The organism is Candidatus Nitrososphaera sp. 86-2, from assembly GCF_056726185.1.
Window position 1 is genome coordinate 1,994,340 of the sequence record NZ_JBWZON010000001.1, and the last position, 22,940, is coordinate 2,017,279.

The 22,940-nt window shown below is 46.2% G+C and carries 20 protein-coding genes; 11 read left to right on the top strand and 9 right to left on the bottom strand.

What is annotated here, in order from left to right; genetic code table 11:
• The first annotated feature begins 30 nt into the window (after window positions 1-30).
• From ACYOR7_RS11915 to guaA, 4 genes are read left to right on the top strand one after another with little or no spacing between them, the layout of a single operon-like run.
• Window positions 31-738 carry a 6-hydroxymethylpterin diphosphokinase MptE-like protein gene (locus ACYOR7_RS11915; RefSeq protein ID WP_294807383.1) on the top strand — a complete coding sequence of 236 codons (708 nt, stop codon included), beginning with the start codon at window positions 31-33 and terminating at the stop codon, window positions 736-738.
• A gap of 4 nt (window positions 739-742) precedes the next feature.
• Window positions 743-913, top strand: a complete 171-nt coding sequence (locus ACYOR7_RS11920; RefSeq protein WP_479914054.1) for a hypothetical protein — start codon at window positions 743-745, stop codon at window positions 911-913.
• Between the two features lie 40 nt (window positions 914-953).
• A complete protein-coding gene (locus ACYOR7_RS11925; protein WP_479914055.1) occupies window positions 954-1,595 on the top strand; it encodes a hypothetical protein in 642 nt (213 codons plus the stop codon).
• A 6-nt stretch (window positions 1,596-1,601) separates the two neighbouring features.
• Complete coding sequence (gene guaA / locus ACYOR7_RS11930; protein WP_479914056.1) at window positions 1,602-3,134, top strand: glutamine-hydrolyzing GMP synthase; 1,533 nt, start codon at window positions 1,602-1,604, stop codon at window positions 3,132-3,134.
• A 338-nt stretch (window positions 3,135-3,472) separates the two neighbouring features.
• On the opposite strand, the gene ACYOR7_RS11935 is transcribed toward guaA, so the two are convergent.
• From ACYOR7_RS11935 to ACYOR7_RS11950, 4 genes are all read right to left on the bottom strand, one after another.
• Complete coding sequence (locus tag ACYOR7_RS11935) at window positions 3,473-4,066, bottom strand: hypothetical protein (RefSeq protein ID WP_294807374.1); 594 nt, start codon at window positions 4,064-4,066, stop codon at window positions 3,473-3,475.
• A gap of 229 nt (window positions 4,067-4,295) precedes the next feature.
• Complete coding sequence (locus ACYOR7_RS11940; protein ID WP_479914057.1) at window positions 4,296-4,844, bottom strand: hypothetical protein; 549 nt, start codon at window positions 4,842-4,844, stop codon at window positions 4,296-4,298.
• An 846-nt stretch (window positions 4,845-5,690) separates the two neighbouring features.
• Entirely contained in the window at window positions 5,691-7,106 is a 1,416-nt protein-coding gene (locus ACYOR7_RS11945; protein WP_294807369.1) for a polysaccharide deacetylase family protein, read from the bottom strand.
• A gap of 1,354 nt (window positions 7,107-8,460) precedes the next feature.
• A complete protein-coding gene (locus ACYOR7_RS11950) occupies window positions 8,461-8,991 on the bottom strand; it encodes a helix-turn-helix domain-containing protein (RefSeq protein ID WP_294807367.1) in 531 nt (176 codons plus the stop codon).
• Window positions 8,992-9,243: 252 nt separating this feature from the next.
• Between ACYOR7_RS11950 and ACYOR7_RS11955 the strand changes: the two genes are divergently transcribed.
• Entirely contained in the window at window positions 9,244-10,704 is a 1,461-nt protein-coding gene (locus tag ACYOR7_RS11955; protein ID WP_479914058.1) for a hypothetical protein, read from the top strand.
• A 367-nt stretch (window positions 10,705-11,071) separates the two neighbouring features.
• Here the strand turns inward: ACYOR7_RS11955 and ACYOR7_RS11960 are convergent, their stop codons facing one another.
• Window positions 11,072-12,412, bottom strand: a complete 1,341-nt coding sequence (locus ACYOR7_RS11960) for an Nramp family divalent metal transporter (protein ID WP_479914059.1) — start codon at window positions 12,410-12,412, stop codon at window positions 11,072-11,074.
• Window positions 12,413-12,656: 244 nt separating this feature from the next.
• On the opposite strand from ACYOR7_RS11960, the gene ACYOR7_RS11965 reads away from it, so the two are divergent.
• Entirely contained in the window at window positions 12,657-12,911 is a 255-nt protein-coding gene (locus ACYOR7_RS11965; RefSeq protein ID WP_479914060.1) for a hypothetical protein, read from the top strand.
• A 478-nt stretch (window positions 12,912-13,389) separates the two neighbouring features.
• Here the strand turns inward: ACYOR7_RS11965 and ACYOR7_RS11970 are convergent, their stop codons facing one another.
• Window positions 13,390-13,623 (bottom strand): Lrp/AsnC family transcriptional regulator, encoded by a 234-nt coding sequence (locus tag ACYOR7_RS11970; protein ID WP_479914061.1) that lies wholly within the window; start codon window positions 13,621-13,623, stop codon window positions 13,390-13,392.
• Window positions 13,624-13,996: 373 nt separating this feature from the next.
• On the opposite strand from ACYOR7_RS11970, the gene ACYOR7_RS11975 reads away from it, so the two are divergent.
• A complete protein-coding gene (locus ACYOR7_RS11975; protein ID WP_479914062.1) occupies window positions 13,997-14,395 on the top strand; it encodes a hypothetical protein in 399 nt (132 codons plus the stop codon).
• Window positions 14,396-16,936: 2,541 nt separating this feature from the next.
• Here ACYOR7_RS11975 and ACYOR7_RS11980 read toward each other — a convergent pair.
• Entirely contained in the window at window positions 16,937-18,046 is a 1,110-nt protein-coding gene (locus tag ACYOR7_RS11980; protein ID WP_479914063.1) for a hypothetical protein, read from the bottom strand.
• A gap of 260 nt (window positions 18,047-18,306) precedes the next feature.
• Between ACYOR7_RS11980 and ACYOR7_RS11985 the strand changes: the two genes are divergently transcribed.
• From ACYOR7_RS11985 to ACYOR7_RS11995, 3 genes are all read left to right on the top strand, one after another.
• On the top strand, window positions 18,307-18,495 hold the full coding sequence (locus ACYOR7_RS11985; protein WP_479914064.1) for a hypothetical protein: 189 nt from the start codon (window positions 18,307-18,309) through the stop codon (window positions 18,493-18,495).
• Window positions 18,496-18,591: 96 nt separating this feature from the next.
• Window positions 18,592-19,785, top strand: a complete 1,194-nt coding sequence (locus ACYOR7_RS11990) for a hypothetical protein (RefSeq protein WP_479914065.1) — start codon at window positions 18,592-18,594, stop codon at window positions 19,783-19,785.
• Between the two features lie 57 nt (window positions 19,786-19,842).
• The gene (locus ACYOR7_RS11995; RefSeq protein WP_479914066.1) at window positions 19,843-20,268 is read left to right on the top strand and encodes a hypothetical protein; all 426 of its coding nucleotides are present in this window, start codon (window positions 19,843-19,845) and stop codon (window positions 20,266-20,268) included.
• Window positions 20,269-20,310: 42 nt separating this feature from the next.
• Here ACYOR7_RS11995 and ACYOR7_RS12000 read toward each other — a convergent pair whose 3' ends face one another.
• Window positions 20,311-20,439 carry a hypothetical protein gene (locus ACYOR7_RS12000; protein WP_479914476.1) on the bottom strand — a complete coding sequence of 43 codons (129 nt, stop codon included), beginning with the start codon at window positions 20,437-20,439 and terminating at the stop codon, window positions 20,311-20,313.
• 148 nt (window positions 20,440-20,587) lie between these two features.
• Between ACYOR7_RS12000 and ACYOR7_RS12005 the strand changes: the two genes are divergently transcribed.
• Window positions 20,588-20,872, top strand: coding sequence for a universal stress protein (locus ACYOR7_RS12005; protein WP_479914067.1), 285 nt, complete (start codon window positions 20,588-20,590; stop codon window positions 20,870-20,872).
• A gap of 755 nt (window positions 20,873-21,627) precedes the next feature.
• Here ACYOR7_RS12005 and ACYOR7_RS12010 read toward each other — a convergent pair.
• On the bottom strand, window positions 21,628-22,899 hold the full coding sequence (locus ACYOR7_RS12010) for a J domain-containing protein (RefSeq protein WP_479914068.1): 1,272 nt from the start codon (window positions 22,897-22,899) through the stop codon (window positions 21,628-21,630).
• Between the last annotated feature and the right edge of the window lie 41 nt (window positions 22,900-22,940).

Here is a 22,940-nt window from a genome sequence, read left to right on the forward strand (position 1 = left end):
ATTAATATTAACGTCTGCGCAACCCATTCCGTGAAATTCGTCGACTGGTTCCCGTATTACCAAGGAATCCGCGCAGAGTTTGGCTACAGCACAGAGAAGGACCAGGAGGCGGCTAGGATGCTTTCTGGCATGATAAAGAGAAAGGCGCTAGAGCCCAAGGTCTTGCAGAAGAAAATCGCCGGCAAGAGCGTGCTCGTGCTTGGCGCGGGTCCGAGCCTGGCAGAAAACATCAAGATAATCAAAAAGAACAAGAGTTTTGTCAAGATAGCCGCAGACGGCGCGGTGCAGGCGCTTTTGGAGAACAAGATCAAGCCGGACATCGTAGTTACGGACCTTGACGGCGATTCCGCGTCACTGCAAAAGGCGGCCAAGTCTGGCGCGGTGATGGTGGTGCACGCCCACGGCGACAACACCGACATGCTGAAAAAGCTCGTGCCCAAGTTCAAGAAGGTTCTAGGCACGACGCAGGTGATGCCAGTCGACAATGTCTACAACTTTGGCGGTTTCACGGACGGCGACAGGTGCGTGTTTCTGGCAGAAGAGTTTGGCGCAAAAAAGATAGTGATGGTCGGCATGGACTTTGGCGGCATAAGCGCGTACAAGGACGTCAAGGACCCGGAGCTGAAAAAGCGCAAGATGCAGGCCGGAAAGCGCCTGCTGGAGACGCTTGCCAAGCAGTCGCGCTCGCAGCTGTTCCACGCCTCTGAAAAACCGGTCAAGGGCTTTTCTCCCTACTAGGGGCATGGTCAGCCAGAAAAAGGCAACAGGCATACTCGGCATAGCGTTTGCCGTGGCGGGGGGCATCGCGTGGTTCTTTGGCCAGCATATACCGGCCGCGATGCTGTGGGGAGTCGCCGTCCTGATAGTGCTGAAACTCAACAAGCGGCAGCAGCAGAAACAGAAAAGGCGGTAAGGCTATTATACCATTTAGGATCAAGAGGGCTTGCTATACAATGTCCGGCTATTCCGAAGATGACGTCAGGCGCGCGGCGGAGCTCCGCGAGTGGCTCATGAAGCAGATTTCAGACAAGCAGGAAGAGCTGGAGAGGCTGAGAGCCACGCTTTCCATCATCGACAGCGTTTTAAAGCAGGGCAGTTTCAGGGCCGCGGCTGCAATCGCAAGCGAGCCGGCAAGGCCGCAAGCGACATCTGCAAAGCAGGCGCCGACGACGACGGCAACAACAACCGCGCCACCTGCACCGGCTGCAACCAAGCAGGCAAGCTTTGACCCGGGCAGAGATGTCAGGCCGATAAAGAGGGCCAAAGACGATTTCGTGCTCGCAAACGCCGAAGTCACTGCAAATTCGATAACCATAGTGCCGGCGCCAGGGGTCGGCCTGAGCGTCAACACGCCCCCGTTTCGGTCGTTCTTCCTCGGCAGGATACTCGACGGCATGAAGACCAAGGACGCAGAGAGGGTTTCGCAGGGAGCTCTTGCGGAATCCGGCGTGATGAGCTACAAAGTTGACGAGGACGGAGGGGGCATGATAAAAAAGATAACGATAACAAACTATCGCGACAAGGAGCGCCTGGCAGAGATATTCAACACGTCCGCGTGGGTATTCACTAGGATGCTGGAAAAAGCTGGAAGCTGACAGAACATGGACAAGATAGTCGTCCTCGACTTTGGCTCGCAGTACAGCCACCTGATTTGCAGAAGGATAAGGGAGGCCAATGTCTACTGCGAGCTGTTGCCGTACAACACGCCGGTAAAGACTTTGAAGGAAATGGATCCAAAGGGCATCATTTTTTCTGGCGGGCCGGCAAGCGTATACGCCAAGGGTGCGCCCAAGCCGGACAGGCAGGTGTTTTCGATGGGCAAGCCGATACTGGGCATCTGCTACGGCCACCAGGTGCTGGTCGACAGCTTTGGCGGCAAAGTGAAAAGGGCGGCAAGCAGAGAGTACGGGCGCGCAGGTCTAAAGATAGACGACAATTCCGACCTTTTCAAGAATTTAGATAACAGCATAAACTGCTGGATGAGCCACGGCGATGCGGCGGAAGAGGTGCCGGACGGATTCAAGGTGATAGGCCACACCGAGAACTCGCAGTCTGCGGCAATAGGCAACCACGAAAGCAGGATGTACGGCATCCAGTTCCACCCAGAGGTGGTGCACACCGAGCGTGGCGTGCAGATATTGAAGAACTTTGCGCAGGAGATAAGCGGCGCAAAGCCCGAGTGGGACATGCAGAGTTTTATCGATACTACCGTTAAAGAGATCAGAGAGCAGGTGGGCAAAAAGCGGGTGCTTGCAGCGGTGAGCGGCGGCATCGACTCGACGACGGTCGCGGCGCTCATGCACAAGGCAATTGGAGAGCAGTTGTCTTGCGTGTTCATCAACCACGGCCTGCTCAGGCAGGGCGAGGAAGAGGAGGTGGTCAGGCTGTTCAAGGAGCACCTTGGTATCGACCTCATCTACGTCAACGCGGAAAAACGCTTTTTGTCAAGGCTGAAAGGCGTCACCGACCCGGAGAAAAAGCGCAAGATAATCGGCGACCAGTTTGCAAAAGAGTTTGTGACAGTCGCCAAAAAGCACGGGCCGTTCCAGTGGCTGGCGCAGGGGACGCTGTATCCAGACGTGATTGAAAGCGGCGTGTCAAAGGGCCCCGCCGCCGTGATAAAGACGCACCACAACGTTGGCGGCCTGCCAAAGTGGCTGAAATTGAAGATAATAGAGCCGTTGCGCTTTCTATACAAGGACGAGGTAAGAAAAGTGGCAAGGCTTCTTGAAGTGCCCGACGAGCTGCTAAAGAGGCACCCGTTCCCCGGGCCAGGCCTTGCTGTGCGGATAATCGGCGCGATAACCCCCGAAAAGACGAGGATCGCCAAGCACGCAAGCAGGATAGTAGAGGACGAGCTGAAAACAGCTGGATATTACGACAGGGTGTGGCAGGCTTATGCGGCAGTCGGCGACGACAGGGCTGTAGGCGTCCTTGGCGATGAGAGAGTGTACGGCCACGTCGTCATGGTGCGCGTAGTCGAGTCGATTGACGCCATGACCGCGGATTGGACACGCCTGCCGTACGAAGTGATAGAGCGTATAAGCAACAGGATAACAAACGAGGTCGAGGGGGCGACGTGGGTCACGTACGCGGTATCTAGCAAGCCACCGGCGACGATAGAGCCGCAATAAAAATAGGGATCCCCTTGCTTGAGCACGAAAATCCGACACTTTCGTAAAGTAAATGATCATTTTCCATGTGTATGCAAGCAGCGTGTTCATAGCATGACGCTCAAAGGAAAGAAGAACCATTAGAATGTCAAGCTGGGCAGAAGAGTTGCAAGTTTAGACGCTTTATTTTTCTAATGCATCTAATCTATCTGCCGATTCAAGTAATCTGTCCAAGCAATGGACAAAATCCCTCAGGGCGTTAAGGCCAAGACTCATTTCTCTGACCATTTGCACATTTACACTATATTTTTCAAGTATCAAATAAAGTTCATCCTCAGTAGTATCTTGGTAGTTCATTTTCAAGAGGGCCAATGAAAGTCCTTGCTGCCCTGCTGTTGCAACGTTTTTGTAATTTCAGAGTAGTCGGTATCAACTTCAATTACTATGGACTTGGGGTTGATGTCGATCTGCACTCGATGGCCAGTGTTGTGGATAATTTGCTGAACATATGCTTTCAAAAACACAGACCATTTAGCACCCATGTCATGTTGGATCATAATCTTGTTCTCCTTTATTGCTTGTTTATCATCAAGTGAATATGCCTTGCATAGAAAACCGGAAGCGCGAAACTCCCTTATGAGCAGTTCAATGGCCGACTCTAGTCCTGCGTCACCTTGCATAAGCAAAAGCGAATCGACATACGCATTGGCAGACTCGATTGCAATTTCTCCTAAAGTTTTTTCATCGATGGCATCAACAAGCTTACCAGCAATCGCTCGATGAATTGGCATGAATCCGGCTGCCGTGCAAGTTCGTTGCCATGTAATATGGTGCCGGAGGATTTTTTTTACGAGGGTGTTTACGCTAAGCCTCTCGTCATCGGCTTGGGCGCGCAAGGTCTCCAAATCGTCATTAGGAATGCGAAATGTGACACTTGTGCTTTTCTCGCTCAAAGGACGAATCAATGCGCCAGTTTATTGCAAATAAGAATTTCGTGTATCTTTCGACGTTAGTAATTTGCAAGAAATTATCTTGCATTGTGTTAAGACTTCCTGTACGTCAAATCACTGAGGGCTCTGCAGCCAGCTCTGATGGCATTTTCTTATCGTACTGCAAGCAGAATCAAAGTATTACTACAATGGAGAGGAATTGAAACCATGATAACAAAGGGGTCTTCTTCATTCATTGTTTAGCGCGCAATTCTACTAGGGGAATCCTGAATATCACAAGATTATCCGTTCTGTCAAAGGTTGTTTGCGACACGCCCATCTTCTGAAAAACCGCCTTGAGCATCGTAGACAGAAGTAAAGACCACTTTGCTCCCATCTCATGAGATATTGTGTACGTATGGGTATCATGAGAGATAGACTTTTGAAATGCGATTCCAGAAAACTTCATCCATAATCCAAGCACATCCAAGAATGCGGAAAGGCTATAGTCCCTCTTTAGAATTAAAGTCATATCCTTTACCCCAACATCTGCAAAGAGACGCCCTATCTCCTCAATATCATCCTCTGTTAGCTTGTCAAGCATCATCAAAAATACCATCTTGTGTACTGGGATCATACCCGCTTGTGTAGCAGATGCAGCCCATTGATAATGTGCCGCAAATATGCTCTGTGCTATGGAATTAACGCTAACTCCCTTCTCGTCCGCTTCATTTCGTAACTTGCTCAAGGTCTCTAGTTCAAGCCGAAACGTGATGTTTTCCTTATCAGCCCCATTGCCCATTAAAAAGAGTATCGTAGTGCAGTATAATAAAGTTTAATATTTTGCATTAAGAGTTCTTGCACTCTAATGCAACATCAGATATAACATATTTCTTACTGTGCAAGAGTTGCCTTCCAGATAAATTCTCTATTTTTTAGGTTTTTTCTCCAGCTACCAAGCTTTAGCGTTTACGACAGAGTTGCAGTTCTTCATGCATAAACAAGAGGATCCTATTTTTACAGAGCCGCAATCAAAAGCGAAAGCCTACCATTTGAGCGTGAAAACACCTCAAAACGCGTGGCCAGAATTGGGTCGAGACGGTATGGCTGTTACATGCCTAGGCAAGCAACCATACGTTTCTGTTTGGACGGCGAGCCGTTTGAGAAGAAATCATCTACCCAAGTGACGAAACCTGAATTCAAGATTGTATATTAGATATAATTCCATTTTAGGCCGAATGCGGGGTTCGATTTCATAAGCATAGAACAGGCTCAAGATGCAGATGGGTACCCCAATAACAGGTGAATCAGAGAATATGTGCTAATGACGCACATAAGCAATAGACTAGAATAGAATATTCTATCTTGCAGAGATCCTCGATTCAGCAGGGAGCTAGAGTTGTTGTCGTTGTGGATTGTATTCTTATCCGGCGCAATTCTTTGTTTGTACTCACATCAAATGATACCACAATAAAAAAAATTGGGATCCCGAAATTACGCTCGGAAATTCACTTATTGCCGTAAAGTTTAGGTCAAGTTTTGATACATTTTGCAGACATATGCAGGGATACGTGCGTGCATGCTTTTGTGTATGTGTGCACCCCTTTGCAGTAATGCCCGGGCAATTCACATACACACTATAAAATAATCATCGGCCAAACACATGCGCTATCAGATTGGTTAATCCAGAGAGCAGGCTCTGCATGGTGCCCCATAAAGACTGGTCGCCGGGAGAGTCGGGATTACCAGCCTGCCCATGTGTGCTCTCTCCTTTTATGTGCACTTCATCTGCATAGGTAGTACCGTCTCCACTGTCCGATGTAGTGGCACGAATAGCCAAGGCGGATCGGCTTGGGTTGTTGTCGATCATTCCATCTCTTGTTGTTGGCGATGCGGTCGCGATCGCAACTGCAGGCTTCGAGGTAGTGACGATGCGATCAGAGAGTAGAATGTGCTCTGATGTTGCGCTTCTTGTGCCTTCCTGCCTTGGTGTGTCCAGAATAGGTGGTTCCGCTGGCACCGCTATTGTTGCCGGCGCCGCTGCTACTGATGTCTCTGTGTTTTCTCCAAGTAATTTTACAACGCCACTAAATGACGTGATTGTCCTACCGTCAGTTGCAAGCTGTTTTATTAGACTCTTCAAGACCGCAATTTGTGTCGAGTTAACGGCGTCTTGTGCGATGAGCTTGCCACTACTGCTGCTGGTGCCGTCGGTGTCATCCTTGTAAATTGCAAAGTCTTGTGGGTGAAGCATAATTACTGCCCATCCATGGCTTGCAACGCTTGCGTCGATCTCTCCCTTTAGCTGAGTTAATGTTTTGCCGTTAGAGCCGACTGGTTTGTGCCTATCCATAAAAGTAACAGTCATCGGAATCGCCTTTATTCCGTGCGCTGAGTTAGATGATGAAGAAGAAGAAGATGAAAGGGTAGGATATGTCGGAGCAAGAAAGCCGCTGTCTGGATCGGTATCGGCAGACACGATTTCAAGGCCGATATCCTTCATGGCAACCAGGGTATTTTCGTTCAGTGAGTTATACGGTGTGATAAAGATGTTCGATTTGCTTCCATGGAGAGCCTCTAGTTTTGTGTTGGCGTCAACGAGTGTCTGCTCTTGTTCGCCAAGGGGCAGCTTTGCATAGTCGACATGGTTCCAGCCATGCAGTGCAAGTTCGTAAACTCCTGCATCTTTACCCTGCTCGATTTTCGCTACGATGGGCTCATCTCGACCGTAAAAATTCATTATTAATCCGGGTGTCACTTTGGTGTCGCTATCGGAAAATGTGTCTAGCGTTGCGAGCTGTACGTCATGTAGCCAGAAATCCTGGATGTCGTCGAGTCGGAAGACTACACAGTTGCAAGATGAGGAGGATTGAGGAGATGACGATGAAGAATAAGAAGCAGAAGACGGCGAGACAGCTGCTTGGGCCTGTTGAGCATGGACCGCGCCTGTAGAAGTAATTAAAATGGCAGTTACCAAGATAGCCGCACGAATACTGGAGACAATCCGCCTCTCGCAAAGGTTCTTTTCATTTTTGTCATTCCTGTTACCTGCGAAGCCAGTCATTGTGTGAACTTGTACCGAATATTGTCGTCCCTATCCAGTATAACTGAAGCTTAGCTAAGAAGATTCTATATTTGGCTACTATATGCATATTAGCGTAGACAATAGAATAATTTACTCATATTGTCGATCGTGTATCGGAATTGCTCAAACACGCAACAGCGCTGGTGGCTGCCAGCACCAAGACTATGAAACTTGTCTCTATGTAGCCAGGAGGCAAAAAGGTTTCTCGTCTTCAACAAAAGGATTCTTCTAATCCAACGACTTCATCGACAAGGAGTAAAAATAGTATCCCCCTTTTCACGCTCATTTTTGTGCCGCGTGACTAGGTTATAATGCATATTATGACTAGTTGGAAAGTGCTTAAAGCTCAGTCTTAATGCATTCAATACGTAGGTCATAATGACGCTCAAGGGCGAGAAGAACCATTGCAACGTGAAACTGTTCAGAGGGTACGCATGCTCAATAAGGCGGAGGATAACAAGATGGTGTTGTGCGGAGGGACTGACGTTTCCACAGGAAGGGCGGAGGTCGAAGAATAGCTTGTCAGCCACCTACCAAGCTTTACGCATTACGGTGGGCCTGCAGATTTTCTTGCCTAGGAAGGAGAGGATCCTATTTTTTTTCTCTACAATGAGTAGAAGGAGCTAGCCGTAGGAAAGTGCCGTTACAGATTTTTCTGATTATGTGCCGCGCTTCCGTTCTGTCGTAAGACTAGGACGCGGAATTCAGTTTCCTAGAAATAGAATCAAGATGAGCAATGAATCGATCTCGCTGGCGGTTTACATCCAGATCGTCAGGGTTCTCTTCAATGATTGACATGATACGTGCGCGCTCTTGTTTTATCAAGTCCATCAGCAGAGAGATGTCTTTCGATGTAATATCTGGTCGCCTTTCCTTTGCGCCAAACATATGCCAATGCTGATTTTATTTCGTTGTAGTGCTTAACCTTTTCTCACAATTTTAGAGAGGAAGTTATATAAGTCGAATGGTTCGATAGCTCTTATCATTGTTTGGTAAGTTCGTTGCAAGAAGATCTTTTAACCAAATGAATAGGATAATATCATGAAGGCACCTTTTCTGCTCATGTACGCGAAACTATGGGCCAACGAAGAATTATCCGGGATAGTTAGAAAAGGAATGATTGTCTACCTATGAAAGTTAGATTATTTTTTGAGGATTCGTTGCCTCAAAAATTCCACGAAAGTATAAACGAATTCGTAACAGGCAATAAGGTAGAAGTAATAGATATCAAGTTTTCGACAGTAAAACTAGACAATGTTATACGGCTATATGCCTTGGTCATGTATGAAGAAGCAAAATAAGAGTCAGAAACTGTTGGCAGAAAAAAGGTATGTCAGGCAAATGCCCTCTTTATTGCATCTCGATATATTCTGTACGTTGCTCCTTCGAGCCCCGATTCAAGATCTTGCTTAGGATACTCCCGTGCGCAGATAACTAGTGCGCGAGATACCCTGTCTGAAAGATCATTCATGACTTCTTGTGTCGAAGGTATTGAGAAATGAGCATCCCTAAATAGAATGGCAGAGACTATGCCTCTAGTGCGCTCCAAGCTCACGGGGTAAAAGTAACGCGCAATGTTCTTTGGCAGTGCATCCAGATCATAAACAAAAAGATAGGCAGCTGGTGCGAAAAACTTCTGCACTACTCTGTGCCTCTCTGCTTCTCTTCTCACTATCGTCACCAACTTTTTTGACCTGAGTAGTTTCATGTGGTAGTTTAGCGAAGAAGTGGCCAGGCCAAGTTCGCTTGCCAGTTTGGCCTGAGTCATCGGTTTCCCACGCAATAACTCAAGTATGGCTCGTCTCATAGGATCCACCAACACTTTAGCGACACTCGGGTCATCAACCACATATACAACTTTCATAGTATGTAAAACATCTTGATGTTGCCGGTTAAAAGAGATTTTGGAGCATTAACCGGTCAAATCAATCATATTTGATGTATCGAACCGCTAGATTTATCTAGCGTCAAGGTGCAAAAGCATGTAGTGAGCGCGGAGCCTAAGAAATCTCATTATTTGTCATGGAAGAAGAGCCTGCAAAAGAGTTGCTATAATAATCATCATTGCAAATCAACGTTTCGAAGTACCGCCTTGAAATCTTTCTCACTTGTAGCAATGTTGATTGGTTCTATGGGTGTTCTTGTTCTAAGCACTACTACGCTGCAAAAGGCGTTTGCAGACGGCCTTACGCAGGAGAATCTTCCCCCTGCGACATTTGGAAACAAACAAGCCGCGCTTTTTGTCAAGATTAACCCGCCCATTTTGACGACAGAATCCAAGCAGGATGCCTTCCTGCAGTTCCGGCTGTTTGACGCCAAGACCAACGAGACCATAAAGTACCCGAATCTCTTGATAGCCATATACAAGGGCCTTGATCCGAATGCCAAACCGCTGCTACAAGACTTCTTTGTGAGCCAAAATGGATTGCTGACTCTTAAAGTAAAGCCGCAGCCAGGCGACGTCCAGGTTCAGGGAAACAAAGATGCATTCACCAACGCTTGGCAGGCTGACCCAGGAGGTACGGTAAATGTAAGCGGACCAGTGCTGCTAGACGGTGGACTGTACCGAATCCATGTCGAGGTCCATGGCATCGACTATCCTCAGAACCTATTTGCAGATAAGGACGTCAAGACGTTCGAGACCGCCCTCTCTGTGGGCGACGTGTTCAGCCAGAACGTCCAGTCTGCAGAAGGCAAGACCTATCCGATGTCGATAATCTCGTACTACGACAAGGTGGAAGACTTCAAGTTCAACGCCAATCAAAGGACCTATTCCTGGGCCATGCCCTTTAACTGGAATATTTCAAGGATACAGAATGCTCCAAACATGTTCGTGCATGAAGAGGTAAGGGTGCCCAAGGCGTGGGCGGGCGTAGGAGACGCAAACACGTTTGACGCCAAGGTCAACGGCAAGCCTATAGCCGGCAGGATGCTGGCAATCGACCCGTTCTCTGACGAGAACAACCTCATACTGCACTTTCTGATAAACAAGAACGACATACTGGACATGGCCAGGAACGACCCTCCTGCCGATGGAAAGATGGCATTTGCATTCTCTCCCCAATCAGCTGCCTCCTCAGGCCAGCAGACGTCGGGCGAAATATCCACCGACACGGGCGGCGTGCACGTGCTCCTGAACTGGACTCCTGATCAGCTAAAGGCGGGTGCTGAGACAAAACTCAACATGCAGTTTGTCGACGCGTTTGCCGGCACCAACATCACCGACGACGTAAAGTACGACATCAAGGTATTTGACGAAAATGGAAAACAGGTGTTTGCAAAGACGGACCAAACAGCCAAGGGAGGCGCAGGCGAGATGACCGGATTGAACTTCCCAGCCGACAAGACCTACCGCATTGAAGTTGCGGTCAAAGCTCTGGTAAAGGAGGGGCAGTCTCCAGACCTTACTAGAAACGGAGTTGCAAGAGGAGTAGTGGTAGTGCCAGAGTTTCCTGCTTCTGCAAGTACATTTCTAGCTATAGGAACTGCGGTAGGAATACTTGTGATTGTCCAGAGGAGGTTTGGAACGATATTTGGTAGTGGTGCTAAAAGAAGAGGTGACTTTACCGGCAAATAATGTCTCATCAAATGCCAGTCGTCAATGATGTAGGAGGTGGTGAGCGCCAATGACATCATCATCAAGAGGACGAAGAACAAAACGCAGATCATCATCGAAAAGAGGAGACAACAACATGAAAAAATATCCGTGTGGCTGTGTCATTCAAACAAGCGAACGCTGTGATGCATTCTTTGTTTCTCTATGCGACTATCACAGAGGAGAGATGAATACTGCGTCTGCTTCGTTAGAACAGATCGAATACAAGATGCAAGAGGACGAGATTAACACTAAATCCTGTCCCAAAACAGTTTAAACGAAAAAAAGTGCGCATGAATTTTGATGCGCACGTTTTTACACTCTTCCACTTCTAGGGGTTATGGGACTCTCAAAACAGCATGTCTATTATGAAATAGGAGTTGAATGCAAGTATAATGACTACAAAGACTACAGCTAGTAATGTGGTAATATTGCGGTTTACAAATTCTCCCATCAATTTGTTGTTGCTTGTAAGCAGTACAAGCGGAATCATTGGAAGCGGTATCATCAGGCTGAGAATCACCTGGCTATATATCAAAATATTCAATGGGTCGAGGCCAACAAGAATGGCTATCGTTGTCGGCACGACATTTACGAAACGTATGATAAAACGCCTAAGCCAGATGTTTGTCTTTCTTCCAAGCAATCCTTCCATCACTGCCTGCCCTGCCAGAGTTCCCGTAACAGAGGATGCGATCCCCGAAGAGAGAAGGGTCACGACAAAGACTACTGCGGCTCCAGCACCAAATAGCGGAATCAATGTCCTAAATGCTTCCGATATGGACGATATCTGTGAATTATTAGGATAAAATGCTGCGGCAGACATTACCATGATTGCCGCATTGACCATCCCTGCAACAGCCAACAGCACAATGTTTTCCACAAGGTGCAACCTTCTTGCTTTTCGTTTTTCTTCAATTGACTTTTCCACCACACGATTCTTTGTGAGCCATGAGTGTATGAAAAGTGCATGTGGCATCACGGTCGCTCCAATTACTCCTACTGCAAGCAACATAGCGTTATGATTTGCCAGTGTTGGAATAAACGAATGGTATGCAATCGCAGACAAATCTGGAGTCGTTACAAAAAATATCTCGTACACGTACCCAAAGGCGATTACCGATACCCAAATCAAAAACAGCTGTTCGAGAACTCGGAATCTACGGGAAGTTAGCGCCAGTATTATCACGACGTCAAGTGCGCCAAATATCGCTGCATATATCATTGGCACTCCAAACAAGAGGTTAAGGGCAATAACTGTGCCCAGATATTCAGCCAAATCTGTAGCGGCTGTTGCTGCTTCTGCAGCTATCCAGTAGGGGATGACAAAAATTCTCCTATTTCCAAACTTCTCTCGTATCACTTCCGTTAACGATTGTCCAGTTGCAATTCCTATCTTTCCCGAAAGATACTGAAGAAGCATGGCCATACCACTTGCAAGCCAAACAACCCATAGCAGGCTATAGCCCAGCGATGCCCCTGCCTGAATGTCGGTGCCATAGTTTCCAGGGTCCATATACGCCATGCTGACGATAAGTGCAGGTCCCATGTATGATAGAAATTTGGCAATACCGCTATTGCCGTAGGTAGCTCTCGCTTTTAACAGAACTTGCTTAATTCCGGCGGCAGAAGGAAAACCTCCGTAATGGCTACCATTATCATTATCTTTACTTTCATCAATATTTGACAAGAATCTGCTGATTAAAGTAAGTTAGCATTGGCTATAAAATTTGCCTTAGGGCAACTTTAGATGAAGAGGATGAGATTTGATGTTTTTAAGAAGTAAAAAGAGAATGTGCATATTTTTGAGCGTGAAAACACATCCAACTTCCCTGACCAGAATCAGGTCAGTTGTCTTGGAGGAAACCGGGTTGATTGCCGCATCTTTTTAAGACAGGAGCGATGTTGAATTTTTCAACATTATGGCACACGTATTGGCAAAACTAAGAGATGTAAAATTTGAGGATGTCAAAAGCATGCTTAAGGCAGAAGTGCTCAAGCATGGCGAACAGGGTTTGTATCTAAAGCACATTTGGCGCAATGCGGATGATTCTAATGAAGTGCTGTTCATTTTTCAAACTAATGACTTGAGCCGGGCACGCAAATATGTCGAATCTATTCACGCGCAAGCGCTCAAAGAAAACCCTGACGCCAATTTGCCTCAGATGACATATTTGGACGACAAGTAATAATGAGAACAAGCGATGAAAAAGTCCCCTCCTTCCTTTGCGTACAAGAATAGTCCAAAACATGTGACCAGAACGAGTCAAAAATCGTCAATTCAACTTTTGCAGCACTCGTGTTTGTTTTCACATTTGCAACAATCCGGCTCCTTTAGGCACTGTGGACAAATCACAGTCCCACAGCCTACGCATCTGTTATCAGGTACTGTGCATGCCCAATGTTTGCATTCTGTCGCCAATACGTCTGTGATAATATCACGCTACAAACTATTAGAACTTCTCTGTCTCCTGACCAGATTTGGAGATGGACATCGGCTGTGTCGTTTTTGCACTAGCCAAAAAAAGGGTTGTAAACGAAATAGAACAAGAGGAATTCTGCAACAGATAGCTGGCTGGATGGTAACTTATCAGATAAAGGTAATTCTCTTACTGAAGCCGGATTTGTGCGGCTCATTTGGGAGCACCATTCCTACTACTACCACTATTACTTTACATTATATACAATTGCAGTCAATACTGCAAAAACACCAGAGATCGTACCTATGTTTCGGACTATGCTTCGCAACTCGTCTTGGGAATCGGCTGTGACTTTCAATATTGCATCATACGGTCCGCTAGTTTCATGTGATTCTATGACGCCTTTGATGCCTTTGATGCTCTGCAAAGTGTTTTTCACCGATTGGTAATCGCATTTTATCAGACACAGAGCGAACGTCATTTGCTACATAACATTGAGATATTCGATGATAAAGACTCTTTCGTTTCTTTATACGAGAACAAGATTTCAGTTAATTTCTACAATTATTGTTGCAGCGGGCAAAATCACCTGATGAAGGTAAAGATACAGAGACGTGCAGAGCGCACCGTGTCTTTGTGCAAGTGTCGAATTTTTGTGCTCAAACAGGAAAGAATCCTTTTCTTTAAGCATCTGAGAGTTTTTGGGAGGCTGCCAGAGTTCAATGTTATTATAGGAAGATTAGTTGAGAATCAATTTCATTCCAGTTGTGCTTGGAGCACTATATGCCTGAAACAAGACAAACGGCAACTAGAATATCACTTTAATATTTTTGTGTGAATTGTACATTCCCAAAGTGTCAATATCAACTTCCTCTCGACCAATGGGCGTAACTATACTTGCAATCCTGACGATCCTGAGTGGAATTGCCATGCTTCTTGCAGGGTTGGGAATAGCAGCTCTTGGAACAGTTCTAATCTTTCTGGCCCCCTTGGGAATATTCTTTGGCGGCATCCTGATAATACTTGGAATTGTGTCCTTTATTGTTGCAGGAGGACTCCTTCAAGGAAGAGGATGGGCATGGACTGGCACATTGGTTATATCCATCATCAGCATAATAATAGGAATCGCGTCCCTGGCCGCAGGAAATGGGGGAAGCATCATAAGTGTGATAATATCCGGAGTGGTCATCTACTACCTCTACAGGCCGTATGTAATGGCATTCTTTGGCAAATCCACTACACGAATAGCATAGGGACAAACCGAACAAGAACACACTCCTATTTTAATTGCCAATCTCAATTGACCTAGGGCCGCTTGCTGCATGAGTGTCGAGAACGTTGCCCTTTAAGCATTTTTCATGCCGGTATTCGGCAAGAAAGGAAAAGAAATTCAACGCTCTTCTTGCCAATTCGCTTGGAATGTGTCGTTTCCTGCTGGCCTACCGTCCGTCTGGAACAGGTAACTCTATCTGGTCAAAGTAAAATCCAAAAATCACCATGGTAGCGAGGACTTGATCGAAGGTGATGGTAGCCAGTGCCCTATGATATTGACAGAGAATTTTTTGGCATTCTTGTGGTGTTAGCACTGCTGCATCTCCATGAAGATTCTTCATTACAAACTTGTGAAAAGATTTGGTAAATGTCACACTGTTCTTCTCAGCTCGTACTTCTGCCACATTGGTTCGTATCAGTATTTTTATCAATCCGTTTTCGACCCATAACATGGGATTTGTGGTCAGAATACTGCCTAATAACCATATTTTATATCACTTACCTATGAAAGATCTAGAACATCATGGAGCGAATAAGTCATTTTACGGATTAAATGCGGTTAATCGTTCTATCTTTTTTTAATGTGCCATTGCTTTTTTTCCAACAAATCTAGGTCAAAAAGTTCTCTGCATTGAGCGCACTTCCACCACCACTACTCTCGACCCTCTCCCTCTGACCTCTGCAACCACCTCAGAGCTGCCTGTATGACAAAAGGTTCCACATGGAAAATCGACAGACTTCAGGGAATAGCCATCCCTTCATTACTCTTGACAGAAAGCCATTCATTCGGTATTGTATTTGCGATAGTCAGCACCTTACTACGGACAAAGCTACATAATAGTAAGAAGAACTGCATTATTCATTGAAGAAAGGCTTTATCAGGGCAAACAGTGGGCCGTGCTTGAACAAAGTGACGAGCAATTAAGTTCACAATTAACTTTTGCAATTACAAAACGTTTACCTTGATTTATGCTCAAAGTCGAATTTGTCGTTTTGGCATTGCGAGTGCGGTAAACGTCAGACTGCTTTGGGGTAAGTCGTGACGAAATGACAAAATCGTTTCTGAATACAATTTTGCTTAGAATTTGGAATAATGCCACAATCACGGTAATGTGATAATGCAATGCAATATACTGCTTTTCGTGATTGCAAGCAGCAACGTGGTATCGTATTGTATTAGTTATAGAATAATGTGCAGACACGCATTAATACTTCTTACTCAATTTAGATTTGCGCGGGTCAGCAGAACGGCAGTTTTACGATCGGGGATATGTGTGCATGTTGTTCGACTTGCCTAGGTGCGAATAAAGCTGGCTCGCGCAATTTAATATGAATAATTAAACTAGCCCCTACCGCGGCCGTTATAGCACAGGTAGCAGAATATACAGAGACACAGCCACCGATAGATGCTAGTTAGTCTTTCAGAGAGTTTGTTGTTTGACTTGATCAGGCACGACTGATTTCATGCCTGAAAGAGTAAGTGATCTAAGTAGTTGCGGATAGACCTTTCTCGTACTGGTTATACGATAAAATTGCATGAGATACCCATAAAAAAGAATTCTATATGTGTATATTCGCAGCGCGAGTAATTCATTTCATATCATAGCATAGTTTGGCAGCAATGAGCAATAATTACAAGGGTAAGTTTGGCCCTCGTCGTCGAAACAACAAGGCGGCGAGGGCTTACAAGACACTAAACGCTCAGGTGCGTTAGGGCACGCACCTGACGAAGTATTATAGAACATTTTTTCTATAACGATAAACTGGTCAAAAATAAATATTGCGTAGAGAATTGTTTTTATCGAAAAGCCCCTACTTGCCAATCAAACAAGTAGGGGCATGTACGTTCTTTTGTGCGCGCGTGTGTTCGTGCCCCCGGGCAAGTCCAACCCGTATCGAGTACGGTAAGAGATTATACGATTGTCGAAATAAAATGAGTTTACAATGCGTGTAATTGATGTTGCTACACGCAAATTAGTTCCAAGATGCAGCTACAGTTACCAGCTCTTCTGAGCTAATATGATTTCTTTATTAGTAAGATACTTTTCATAATTTTAATTATAATCGTCTGTATGTGTACATTGTACACTTATTCGCCGATAAGCAAGTCTTAAGAATAATATTGTTAGTTAGTCAAATATCAGGTATGAGTGCAAACGTGCCTGAGCAAGTCCGGTAATAGCAACAGCACAACCAACCCCAATAGAGAAGCTTGCCTCTGCCGCACATAGGTCTAATCGCGGCAGAGGCAAAAATCTCGCCTTACAAAGGTTGATTTTTTTGCACTGCTCACCCTGTATACATTATAGATCAGGCCTCTGATATGCGGAAAAAGGCGTTGATGTCCTCGACGACTTCCACAGTGGAGGCGACAACAGCACAGACTTGATGATAAAATGATAAGCCGCAGAGTTAACAGTACAGAGCAGCATACACTGATAATTTGGCGGCTGGCCGACTAGATATTCCTTCACAGTATCACTAGCCGCCCGCCGAAGAGCTACCGGTACAAAAATAAAGTTCTAAGGCACAACAAGTATGCGTCTATCCAATAATCTCCCTTTGCATACCACACACTCGGCTCCGTGTTTAGCTTCTTCCTCCATTTTGTATTTTTGCCAAAAGTACTTCCCCTGCTTATCCAATTCGGCCTTCTTCAAAATTTTTTTTCCATCATCATCCATATCGACGCACAAATGGTAAACTCCTGGTGGAAGATTCATTTCTACTGCCCACATGTAGCTCTGCCCCGGCTTTAGATCAACTCTGCTCGCCATTCTGCCTGGATGATTATCGTCTTGCGGAAACTGCGGAGCCATCTTTGAATCGTAAATTTCCCAGATTTGTTGTCCTTGGTGTAGATGTCTATAATTTCCTCCTTTCCATGTTTCGCCCTTGATATTTGTGGTCATGATTCTGACCTTGTCGCCACGCTTGCACTCAACACGGTCGATAGCCCATTCAGTCGGAACATAGCCTCGCCTCTTTTCAGGACTTATGAAAAAGAAGTAAAAGACTCCCTCGCCGATAGCTGAACTGGTAAGCAGGACTACCAGAGCTACATTTAGGGACTTGGAGTCGTTCCATGTCGCGTTATTATCGAATATGTACGGTAGCAGAAGAAAGACTGCGAGGGCTATTATGGCGACTTCAAAGAAATAGTAGAGAATCCGGATTTGGCCGCCAAGCCTTTCGACTTCATACCTAACCGAAATAGAGTCACTTAACTCAAAGTTGATGAATCTCTCAATCACCTTTGCCCGGATTGCTGCCCCGCGCTGTAGACCTTGGTAGTTGCCATCCAACCATCTTAGAGCCAGAACCAAGACCAGAGTTACCGCCAGGATGGCAATCTTTACAGGATATGCAAAACCCGATTTGGTTAGGTCGGGAGCGCCTCCGTTTGTGGTTCTTGTCTCATTTTTGACGAGCACGTGCGTGGCATTATACTCCACGGTGTTAACTATTTCTGGCCCCACCTGAATGGAGGGAAGTAGAAGTCCCTGTATTGCCAGCAAACCCGTGATCAGTGTAAAACCATACTTTCTGAGATCGTGAAGCTTTTCATCAAAGTATCCCAGCATCTTGCGAGCTTCTGCCCATTCCTCCTGAAGAGCCGTGCCGTTGCTCATGGGCTTTTCGGACACGAATTGTCATATTTAGGGCATTAGAAAAAGCTTCTTCTTATAGAAGCAAATGCGATATTGCATGAGTCGAACATCGCCTATCGAGTGGGCAGCGGGGTATGCAAGGTGACAGAATGTCAGGCGATACCCATCCCTCCTTAAGGACGAGGTGAACAAGGTAGATTATTCTTTTTCTTACACTGCGGAAGTGTTTCAACTGGAGCCCTAAAATGTCAGGTGTGTCACATCAGGGACTTTGCTGCCACATGGCAGGACAGGTTGTCACGCCTATGTCAGATAAAATCGATAATTTTTCGATAATCGATGCTGAAACACACGGCTCATCTCGTGCAATGCAGCTCGCATTTTCAGCATTATTTCGGATGTATTCAATGAAGACCCGGCCGGCATGTGACCTGCCTGACAGGTTTATGACAATCCTCAAGATAATATAGGAGTAAGTGACACCAGCTACTATCCTGTAAGAAACTCATAGAAATATTCCATATACAGTAATGATTAAAAGGGCGACCAGATTTTTTTTACATGGCGTGGTCAAAAAGTTTTCACCCGAGTCCGACGACCTCATCAGGTCGCTATGGTATCAGGGCATCCCAAGGCCAGAGATCGAGAAGCAGGCAGTTACAAGCGCAGGGCACATCAGCGATGTGGTAGCAGAGGAGAAACGTCTCGTAGGTGAGGATAACGTGGACGCCCTGAGACGGCTCGCCATTGAGGTTGGCAAGGCAAAGCATACGACTGTTGACTTCATGAGGGCTATCAGGTTTCTGAATGCATGCGACGGGCGGGGAATGGATGACGAGAAGGTTATTGAATGCATACCCCGCATCGACGAGGCCTGCAAGAGGAGCGGCATCAGTATCCAAGACCTTCCAGTTGACATTGAGAGCAGGGTCGCCAAGGCAAAGGAGCTGGACGCAAGGTTAGAGGAGGGTAAAATGGCTGCAGCAGAGGCAGACAAGCGTAGAGAGGAGGCCCTCAAGAAGGCAAGACAGACTGACGAGTCACTTGCCAGCTGCCAGGAAACCAGGGATTTCCTTGCGTCCAATGGTCTGGCGGTTGATAGCCCCGAGAGGCTAAAAAACGCGCTTTTGAATGCGGCAGAGGCTAATTATGATATGGAAACGATTGTGACAGAGATTTCAGAGAATGGGTCTCTGAGGAAGGGCAACGCCTCCCTTGTCACAGAGAATGCCGAGATTGAGAGGCGCAAGGAAGAGAATGCCAAAGTGCTCGAGCAGCAAAAGTCAGAGATGGCCAGAAATGCAGAAGTGTTTGATAAGCTCGACAAGCTGGAGGACATGGGGCTTGGGCTTCCTGAACTGACGACCATAGCTACAACGGTGTCTGATGTCGCCGTCAAGAATGGGATGGACGACTCGACGGCAGTAAGGAAATTCATAGACGACCTCAAGAGCGGCGACTATGACAGAAAGGTAGGATTTGCCGTAAAGGCCGACGGGCTGCAAAAGCTATGCGAAGAGCGCAAGGAAATGCTCGACCAGCTCAAGATGGATTATGCTGCAGACAAGCAGGCAGTACAAGCATTACGGGTGCTCTATTCAGCCGGTGTAAAGAACCACGAGATCGTTGCACTAAAGACCATCGTAGTCAAGAGCAGTTCTTCGACAATAGCCGAGCTTGAAGATGACATTACAATGTATGGCGATCTCAAAACTGCCATTAGCGAGGGTGAAAAACGCAACAAGGAACTAGAGACGTAGAATCTAGCCCTCGAGAAAAGGAATGAACTGTGGAAGCGTGAGAACGAGGCCCAGAGGATGGCGTGTGAAGAGTTCCGAGCGTCATTCAAGAAGAATACTGAGGAGATGACTGGTGTGTTCACGACTGCCAAAGAGGGGCTTGAATCAGCATTTGCTGGCTCGATGCAGGCCATGGAGCAGGCAAGAAAAGACGTTGGAGAAAAGGTAATGACAGTAGGAAACAGCATCGAGGGCCTTAATGAAGTAGTGACAAGGGAGTCAGAAAAGATCAAGAAAGACCAGGACCTACTACGTTACGAGCCCCTTGTAAAGGCGGGGCGGGGCGAGATAGTATCAAAGAGGGCGGCAATAGCATCGCTGGAATCAGCCATACTTGCTGTAAGGCCCATGCTGACAGACCCGTCACTCGAGGGCGTTAGAGACCGTCTCGACGTAGTAGTGGACAGAATGAATCATGCCCTAAAGTATGGAATGATCAGTTGAGGGCATGCTGTTCCGACCTCTGTATCCTTGCGAGAGACCCCCTTATTCAGCTTGTCCACTACCGAATATCCTCGGTGCGTTTTTTCCCTGCTCTGTTAGCACAACGTCGCTCCTTCTTCCCTTTGACTTGACATCTACAAAGTGCCACTGCATCTCTAGGGGCCCCAGGATGGTTCGGAGGCGGCTGTGAGGCGCGCTTCAGTACAAAGCTATCAGATTGATACTGATCTACGTTGTCGTCAGAATCTCTGCGCCGTTTGGCTTTGATCGTCCAATGCGCTCTGTGCAAACTGGCAGAATTATAACGATGTCTCGGTATATGACAGAACTTTATGAAGCAATAGAAGTAGACGCAAAGATGATGTTGGCGGGTAAAAAGAAGCGTCTGGTTTCTTCGTTATCTGGCCTAATCGTTGAAACCACAGTCCTACATGGAAAGCCGGCTGATAAGATAATAAATTATGCAAAAAATGAGAAAATTGATGTTATCATCATTGGGAGCAAAGGCCGCGGTTCAAGACTCTCCAGACTGACGAATACACTAGGCAGCGTGTCACGAGCCGTAAGTGAGAGCGCAAGTTGCCCAGTCATCATCGTTCCATAGTGACACTTACAATTCTTTTGCAATTAACTGGCGATAGCGATAGTCTATCCAGCTGGATATTAATGATCATTATGAAAAAAAGAGAAAGAAGAAAAACTGACAGACTATCTCCCGAATTTGCAGTTCCACGCACAGAATCTCTGTGTTTCGTGATTATAGTCTGCTGCCCAACTTGCCTACCTAGTATGGAGGAGTGAAGGTGTCGACCTGGCATCCAAAGTACTTTGCAGTAGTTGTATCGTGCTTTGCTTCGCCGGGTAACCAGTATACGCATTGCTTTTTGGTTTCGTCATAATAGCAGTGGTAGTTGGACTTTGTTCCGTGGTCATCCCAGAATGCACACCAATGCAGGGATATAGGAGCCGATGGAGTCTCCTGCGCTAAGGCAATCGCGGGTGCGACTGCGAACGCAGAAATTCCTAACCCTAACGCGATAAGGGTTGTCACAATTCTTGTTTTTTTGGATACATCCGATAACATTGTCAGTCTCAGGCAATTCTGGATTATTTATGTTGACAAGGTATTATCGAACTATTGTTTGAAATATTATATAGGCTTATAATTTCAAAACAGGAGAATTTTTGGTAAGAGTACAGTGAAATAATATTCTCTCGAAGAGATTAGGAACCCTGATTATAGCTTTGACAATCCGGTCAGCATTTGCAATTCATTGCCACTCCATAAAAAAAGAGTCTTCCCCTCCCACTTTCCTCGTGAAAACACATCAAAATATGTGTAGCCAGAATTGGGTCAAACTAACCAATCGCGCGGCGTAGGAACATCCTTGCATAACTGTCGGCCGCTCGCTCTTCTCTCTCGTTGCGTGCATAATAGCCGGTTATTTGGTCAGGTATTAACTGATAATCAAGATTGTCTCTTGCACCGTAGCAGCTTACTAAATGATGATAGAATTCGTGCAGTATGACTACCATCGTCGTTCCTTCGGGTTTAAAGTATGCAGTCATTGCTTCTCCATAGTAAACAGCCAGAGCATCCTTGCACACCATATCGTTAACAGGAAATCTGTGCTGAAATACCATCTTCATCGATGGAACGCCGTAGACTTTTGACAACATATCAATGGCCTCTTGTGCCGACTTTGTTCTGCAGACTGTCGTAAACGCTGAGCATATTTCCAACGGAGGCAGCCTCAAATCACTGACTAGCTTGACTGGCTGAAACATTGTTGCGGGCTCCGCAATTTCAGCCGGAGGTTCAACAGTCCCTGATAGTTCTGCTCTGATAATCGCATTGATAGCCTCCTTCATCTTTGTGTAGAATTCGACCGTGATTTCCTGCTGGACATTATGGTATCTAGCACCATGCATGTAGATGTAAGGAAGGCCGTTTATGATGGTGAAACTGATGGAGCTGTAACAGTACATTGAAACGTTTGTTTGCCCGCGGTTCCAAAACCTAGCATCAAAATGTGCTCGCAGTTTTGGACTGCCTGATACTTCCAAGTCCTTCAAACCTTCCTTTGGATTGATTATACCGAATAGCGCTTTGAACAGCCTTTCAAATGCCACATCTGTAAAGACAGAGTACTGCCTGTGAAGGTCGCCACTGTGTATCCAGATTGATGGTACAGTAACGCTGTTTTCAAAAACAATGGCCTCGTCAGTGTTTGCAATACTGATTGCGACTGCGTCGTCTGATTCGTAACCTTCTGTGAAGGCTCCCTCAAGCTCCACTTTGACCTTGTTCTGTTTGGTGTTTGCCAAGGCCGGTATCGTAGAGTCATAGTGTCGTCTTTTGCCTTCATCGAGAAGTGTATCGTAGGCCATCTGAATGACTCTAAAAATTGCTATCGCCTCCTCTGATTTGTTGCGGTCCGGATGATACTGGAGCGCGAGTCTGCGATATGCACGTTTAATCTCGTCTTTGCTAGCGTTAAAGGTCACTCCGAGGATGGAATAGCAGTCATAGTTGCTCAGGTCAGAAGTGTTGTTCTTTGGAGGCTCACTCAGCTTACCATCTTCTGGTTTCTTATTTTCCTTGTCGCTTGAACCTCTCCACCAGCGCATGTTTCTTGCCTATCTGCTTCGAGTCCAACTAGAACAGAGCT